This is a genomic window from Corallococcus aberystwythensis, from assembly GCF_003612165.1.
GTDB lineage: Bacteria > Myxococcota > Myxococcia > Myxococcales > Myxococcaceae > Corallococcus > Corallococcus aberystwythensis.
Genome location: NZ_RAWK01000400.1, coordinates 1 through 6,509, shown reverse-complemented (window position 1 = coordinate 6,509; position 6,509 = coordinate 1). Strand labels below are relative to the sequence as shown.

Below are 6,509 nucleotides of genomic sequence, written 5' to 3'. Positions count from 1 at the left end.
TATAAGAGACAGGACGAGGCGAGCAGCAGTGCAACGGGGAGCATCGGAGTTCCTTGGGGTGAAGCAGGTGCGGCAACGGACCTGCAAGGGAGCGTGAAGAGCCGGCTCCCTTTCCGGCGCGAACTTCTTAGCGCATGCGGGACAGGGAGCGTCCTAGCCTTCTAGGCTCGAAACGCGGGTCCTTGCCGGACCCGGTACGTGAGGACCCGCCCTTGAGGCCCACCCTGCTCCCGCTGCTGTTCGCGCTGTCGCTGTGGCCCGCCGTCGCCCTGGCGGCGCAGAAGGTCACCGTGCCGGTGGACGTGGGTGTGGGGCCGGCGGTGTTCGTGTTCTCCGGCCCCATCGCGGACGACCAGTTCCTGCACACGGGGCTGAAGCTGTCGGTGGACGCGGTGCTGGACAAGGAGTGGCTGCGCAAGAACCAGCGCGCCATTCCCGCCCGCTACCGGAAGCAGGCGAAGCAGATGGACGAGATCCGCATCTCGCCGTCCATCTTCATCCCGGACTCGTTCATCATCTCGCCGAAGTATCGCGACACGGGGATGTACGGCGTGACGTTCAAGCCGCTGGGGCTGGGGGTGCCGCTGTCGTCCAGCCCGGTGCGCTTCAAGCTGGGCGTGGGGCTGGTGTTGACGTACGCGTACATCTTCTCCGACACGCTGCCAGACACGCACTTCCTCAGGCCCGGGGCGAGCCTGGGCGCGGACCTGGAGTTCCAGCTGGCGAAGAGCTTCCTCGTCAGCGTGGGCTGGGAGTCCACCTTCTACGTGCCGCAGGAGCTGGGCGGGCTGGGGCTTCCGGACTCACTGGGCGACGGCATCTTCCACGTGGGGCAGGCGTACCTGCAGCTGCACTTCCGGTTCCCGTACACCACGACGCTGTAAGCGCTCGCACGCGGGCGGGGCGTGTGGCTAGCGTGCCCGGCACCATGTCCCTCGTCCTCGCCACCGACGCGCAGAAGGCGCAGCGCGATGCCGTCACCCATGCCGCGTGGGGTTCGCCCCTGAGCGTGCCGCAGTACCAGGAGCGCGAAGCGCGGCTGCGCGCGCACCCGTGGAGCCGCGAGGGCATGAACACGTGGCTGTGGCTGGCGGACGACGGCCGGGTGCTGGCGTCATGCGAGACCTTCCACACGGACAGCTTCCTGCGCGGCGCGGACGGACAGCTCACGCAGGGAGACAGCTACGCCATCGCCAGCGTCTTCACCGAGGAGTCCCTGCGCGGACGGGGACACGCCACGCGGTTGATGGATGCCGTCGCCGCGGAGCTGGAGCAGGTGGCGCCGCGTCCGCACTCGGTGGTCCTCTTCTCCGACGTCGGGGCGCCGCTGTATCGCCGGTCGGGCTACGTGGAGGTGCCCGCGTACGACTGGCAGCTGGACGCGGCCGATGCGCCGGGCGGACGGGCCGTGGACGGCGGGCTGCAGGAGACGGACGTGGCGCTCGCGCTCGCGAGGATGCGCCGGCCGGACGTGCCCTTCTTCCTGTGGCCCAGCGCCGCGCAGGTGGACTGGCACCTGGAGCGGGAGCGCATCTACGCGGAGCTGCTGTCGCGGCCACGGCCCCGGACGTGCGGCGCGGTGGTGGGTGAATCCACCGCGCTGTGGACGATGAACGCGCGCTACGGCGAGCTGGTGGTGTTGATGCTGGATGCGCGGGATGCCTCCGCGGCGGAGGCGCTGCTCACGGAGGCGCGCCGCGTGGCGCATGCGGCGGGGCTCAAGCGCGTGGTGTGGTGGGAGGAGTCCTCGACGGCGCCCCTCCTCGAGGGAGCGCCCGGCGCCGTGCGCGTGCAGCGGGATGGGTCGCTGCCCATGCTCCGGCCGCTGCGCGCGGGGCTGCCCCCCGCGCCAGAGGTCCCCTTCCCTCGCGCCCTCTGGGTGTGAGCTACGCGGCCAGGGTGGTGAGTCCCTGGAACAGCGCCCGGGCCTGCTCACGCGAGGGCATGCCGGCCTCGTGGATCAGCGGCTCTGGCGGCCGGTGGCCATCCACCTCTTCGCCCAGGGTCCGCAGCGCGTCCCGCCGCGCCTGGTGCAACCGCTCCCGCTGGACGGCGCTCAGGTGTTGCCGTGCCCAGGCATCCACGGCCCACGCCAGCTCCGCGTGCCGCACCTCGTCCCGGGCGATGGCGCGCAGCGTGCTCCGCACCTCCGGGTCCCTGGCGGCGCGTCCCTGCCAGCCCGCGACGAAGGCGCCGAAGGTCTCCCGCACGCAGCCCTCCACGGCGTTCTCCAGGAGCATCTCCTCCAGCGAGCGCGGCTCGAAGGGCGGCAGTTCCACCTCCGGCATCGTCGCGCCGTGGCGCCGGGCCAGCGCCTGCATCTGGCGGGTGTGGCGCACCTCGTCCCCCGCGGAGCGCCGGGCCGCCTTCACCAACGCCTCCGGCGCGCCGTGCGCCTTGAGCTCCTCCGCGAGCCGCAGGAAGGCCGGCACCGACGCCGCCTCCAGCCAGGCCGCGTGCGCGAAGAGGGCCCCGAGCGCATCCCCCGCTTCCGGCAAGCGGGCCTCCACCAGTCCCTCCGGCCTGCGCCCGTCGTTGGAGCAGGTGACGTAGGAGCACGTGATGTTCGCCTTTCCGGGGATCCCGGAAGCCGACGCGAAGCAGCTCTTGAACTGGGCGCCATGCTTTCCCTGGTCGGGGCAGGAGTCGCACGACAGGTCCGAATAGCTTGGGATGCCCCCGTCCGAATTGTACGCGATGGAGCCCCCGGACAGACTCGTGGGACCGTAACCGCACTCCGGGTACCCGCCGCAGGCCAGTCCCCCGGGCAGCAAGGGGGCGGCCAGCAGCAGCCCGTAGAGGGTACGGCGCAACATCCGGTGCTTCGGAATCACATCCAGCGTTCGACGAGACATGGAATTCCCCCCCGCGTCTTCCCGCTCCTGGAAGACGCTCTGGCTCCCCACCTCCGGCCCGGCGGGAGTGCAGGCGGCGATCTTAACCTGGATGTGTCAGGCGCCGACAGGTCCCCTAGGATGCGCTCCATGGCTGAGCGAAGGCGCATCATCGAGGGCTCCTGGAACTGCACGTCCTGTGGCGCCAAGAACATTCCGGCCCGTCACAAGAACTGCCCCTCTTGCAACAACCCGCGGGAGCTCAGCGGCAAGGAGTCCGAGTTCGACTTCGGGGACGTGGACGCGGCCTCCGGCAAGTCCACGCGCGAAGGCGTCACCGACGAGCAGGCCCTGGACATGGCCGGGGCCGGTGAGGACTGGTTCTGCGCCTACTGCGGCGCGGCCAACCGGGGCGACGGCAAGCGCTGCCGGCAGTGCTCCGCGGAACGGGGCTCGGATGCGAAGGCCGCGGCCATCGCGGACCTGGGGCCCCAGCCGCCGCCGAAGCCCGCGCCCAAGCCCCGGCGCTTCGGGAAGGTGGCGCTCATCGTGGTGGGCATCTTGAGTTCCTGCTGCCTGGGCACCTGCGCGGTGGGCATGTGGGGCAACATGAAGCATGAGCTCCAGGGCGAGGTGGTGGCGACGAACTGGCGCCGCGCGCTGGTGCAGGAGCGCTTCGTGCCGGAGACGCGCACGGGCTGGCGGGACGAGCTGAGCGCCACCGCGCCACGCATGCCGGTGAACGGCGCGGGCGAGGTCGCGGGCGTGACGAACATCCGCGACTGCGTGTCCCGCCAGCGCGGCACCCGCCGGGTCGCGGACGGCACCCAGCGCGTGTGCCGGACGAAGACGCGCAAGGCGGCCTGCGGCACCGAGGAGAAGTGCACCCGCCGCGACAAGGGCAACGGCTTCGCCGAGGAGGTCTGCCACGACGTGACGAAGTACTGCAACGAGTCCTACGAGGACTGCGACACGGAGACGCGCTACCGCAACGAGCCCGTCTACTCGCAGCAGTGCGCCTACGACACGTACGTGTGGAAGCCCGTGGATACGCGCGAGCTCAAGGGCACGGACGGCGCGCCGCGCTGGCCGGACCTCACCGCCGGAACGAACGAGCGGGTGCGGCGCGAGGAGGACTACACCGTGCTCGTGCGCTACGACGACGACGGCGTGAAGCAGCACGAGGTGAAGCCCACGCGCGAGGAGGAGTTCGTCGCGTGGAAGAAGGGTCAGGGCGTCACGCTCACCGTGACGAACCTGGGCAAGGTGGAGCAGGCCGTCCGCCGCTGAAAGCCGTGTCGTCAAGGAGCCTCATGGAGTGCACCTGCTGTGGCGCCTGCTGCGTGGCGCCGGACATCGCCGCGCTGGACAAGCCCCTGGGCTTGAGGTGCCCGCACCTGGGCGCGGACAACCTGTGCACCGTCTATGAGCGGCGGCCCCAGGTGTGCCGCGACTACGCGGCGGACGAGGTGTGCCGCCGCATCGAGGCCCCCACGCTGGAGGAGCGCGTGCACAACTACCTGGCGCTGTTCCAGCTCACCGCGGAGGCGGAAGCGGTGCGCAAGTCCGGCTGCGCCTCCATGCGGATGGCGCGCGCCATCCGGGAGCGCAAGTGACGTTCCAGCCCACCGAGCCGTTCGTTCCCGCGCCCGGCCTTCGCGGTCCGCACGCGCAGACCATCTACGCGTCGGTCGTGCGCCCCACCCGCGTGCCGCCCCTGCGCCGGGAGCGGCGCGACCTTCCCGACGGGGACTTCGTCGACCTGGACACCTTCGACGGCCCGACGGGCGCGCCGCACGTGGTGGTGCTGCACGGGCTGGAGGGGTCGTCGCAGGCGGGCTACGTCACGGAGGTGCTGCGGGGCGCGGCGAAGCGCGGCTGGGGCGCCACGGCGATCAACTTCCGCTCATGCAGCGGGGAGCCGAACCGGCTTGCCCGGGCGTACCACTCCGGGGACACGGCGGACACGCTGCTCGTGATGGCGGACGTGCGCTCGCGCATCACCGGGCCGATGCTCGCGGTGGGCTTCTCGCTGGGCGCCAACGTGTTGTGCCGGCTGCTGGAGGAGACGGGGGAGCAGGCGCCGGTGGCCGCCGCCGTGTCCATCAGCGCGCCGTACGATCTGGACGCGTGCTGCCGGAAGCTGGATGGCGGCAGCGGCTACCACTGGCTCTACCGCGAGCGGTTCCTGCGCACGCTCAAGAGCAAGGCCCGCGTGAAGTTGCAGCGGTTCCCGGGCGCGTTCGACGGGGCGCGCATGGAGGCGGCGCACACCATCCGGGGCTATGACGACGTGGTCACCGGGCCGCTGCATGGCTTCCGGGACGCGGAGCACTACTACCGGGAGGCGTCGTCAGGGCCCAGGCTCGCGGACATCCGCCGGCCCACGCTGCTCTTGAGCTCCGCGGATGATCCGATGCTGGAGGCACCGGTGATTCCGCCCTCGGCGCGGGACAACCCGTTCCTCAGTGTGGTGCTGACGGAACAGGGCGGTCACGTGGGCTTCGTCGCGGGCCGCGTGCACCGTCCGTACTTCTGGGCGGAGGCCCAGGCGCTCGCGTTCTTCGAGCGGGTGCTCGCCCGCTGATCAGCCGAAGAAGAACATGAAGCCGAGTTTTCCGGACGGCTGCAGGGTGCGCATCATCCACGACTTCGTCTCCACGGGAGACAGCGAGTCGCGGAAGGGCTCATCCAGCTTCTGGAGGCTGGGGACGTCCATCTCCATGAAGCTCATGCCGCCGCGCACGAAGAAGCTGAGGCGCCGGGTGGCGTTGAACTCCAGGCCCAGGTGGGTGCTGACGTACGTGTAGCCCACGCGTTCCATGGAGGAGGTGGGCAGCTGCGTCCGGTCCGCGAGCCGCCGGTTCAGCGTCTTGGTGCTCGCGGCCTGCGCGTGCCCGAACTCCCATGAGAATGAGGGCGACACCTTGCCCCTCAGCGGCAGCAGCGTGAGCCCCGCGCGCAAGGCGCCTCGCAGGCCGTTGTGCGCGCCGCCGATGTGCAATCGCAGGTGCGGTGAGGGCCGGAGGACGCCGGAGAGCCCCGCGCCCTCGGGCATGCCCGCGTCGAGCATCAGACCGAAGGGCGCCAGCCGCTCCGGATCATTCATGCGCCGCCGGCCTTCCCCCTGCTGAACCTGGACCTGCGGTAGCTGCACCTGCGGTGCTGTCTGGGCAATGGCCTCGTGAGCCGCCAGGACCGCTACCGCCGCGGTGACGATGGACACCGCTCCCATGAGGCTTCTCCCCGTTCCAGACATCGCGCCCCTGCACGATGAGATTTGCGAGGTACGCCGGATCCCGGGAGCACTCCCTCCACGGAACCCGGCTGCGTGTTGCTCCCCCCGACCCGCCACTCCACACCCGTCACTGCCACACGTCCGGTGCTGACTGTCGCGTCGCCGCGATGCCGCTGTGTCGGCTGGATCGCGAAGCTCGAGCACCGCCACGTCCTGTTTCACTGCCCTTCACGTCTCCCGTCCGGCGACCGCGACTGCCTTTGCCGGACTCCCCCAAACTGCGCACTGCCCCGTCCCGCCGCCCAGCCCCGACCAACGTGCTGCCTGCTGCCTTGCTCGACCGCGCTGCCTGATGCCCCCCGTGCCGCGCGTTGCGAGGTGATGCGTGCTGCCCCTGCTGATCCGTCCTGCCCCGTGTTGCCTTTGCTGCCCCGACC

General features: G+C 70.8%; 7 protein-coding genes. 5 read left to right on the top strand and 2 right to left on the bottom strand.

The annotated features are described in order from the left end of the window. Nucleotides 1-212: 212 nt before the first annotated feature. On the top strand, nt 213-884 hold the full coding sequence (locus D7W81_RS38845; protein WP_120560391.1) for a hypothetical protein: 672 nt from the start codon (nt 213-215) through the stop codon (nt 882-884). Nucleotides 885-928: 44 nt separating this feature from the next. Beyond that, nucleotides 929-1,885: a GNAT family N-acetyltransferase gene (locus D7W81_RS38840; protein WP_120560390.1), complete on the top strand. Its 957-nt coding sequence runs from the start codon at nt 929-931 to the stop codon at nt 1,883-1,885. 1 nt (nt 1,886) lies between these two features. Here the strand turns inward: D7W81_RS38840 and D7W81_RS38835 are convergent, their stop codons facing one another. After that, nucleotides 1,887-2,855, bottom strand: a complete 969-nt coding sequence (locus D7W81_RS38835) for a ferritin-like domain-containing protein (protein ID WP_147445786.1) — start codon at nt 2,853-2,855, stop codon at nt 1,887-1,889. A gap of 129 nt (nt 2,856-2,984) precedes the next feature. Between D7W81_RS38835 and D7W81_RS38830 the strand changes: the two genes are divergently transcribed. From D7W81_RS38830 to D7W81_RS38820, 3 genes are read left to right on the top strand one after another with little or no spacing between them, the layout of a single operon-like run. After that, nucleotides 2,985-4,124: a hypothetical protein gene (locus tag D7W81_RS38830; RefSeq protein WP_120560392.1), complete on the top strand. Its 1,140-nt coding sequence runs from the start codon at nt 2,985-2,987 to the stop codon at nt 4,122-4,124. Between the two features lie 23 nt (nt 4,125-4,147). Beyond that, complete coding sequence (locus tag D7W81_RS38825) at nt 4,148-4,450, top strand: YkgJ family cysteine cluster protein (RefSeq protein WP_120560388.1); 303 nt, start codon at nt 4,148-4,150, stop codon at nt 4,448-4,450. Further along, a complete protein-coding gene (locus D7W81_RS38820; protein ID WP_120560387.1) occupies nt 4,447-5,421 on the top strand; it encodes a YheT family hydrolase in 975 nt (324 codons plus the stop codon). Before D7W81_RS38825 ends, D7W81_RS38820 begins: the two co-directional genes overlap by 4 nt. On the opposite strand, the gene D7W81_RS38815 is transcribed toward D7W81_RS38820, so the two are convergent. Continuing rightward, complete coding sequence (locus tag D7W81_RS38815; protein WP_120560386.1) at nt 5,422-6,069, bottom strand: hypothetical protein; 648 nt, start codon at nt 6,067-6,069, stop codon at nt 5,422-5,424. Between the last annotated feature and the right edge of the window lie 440 nt (nt 6,070-6,509).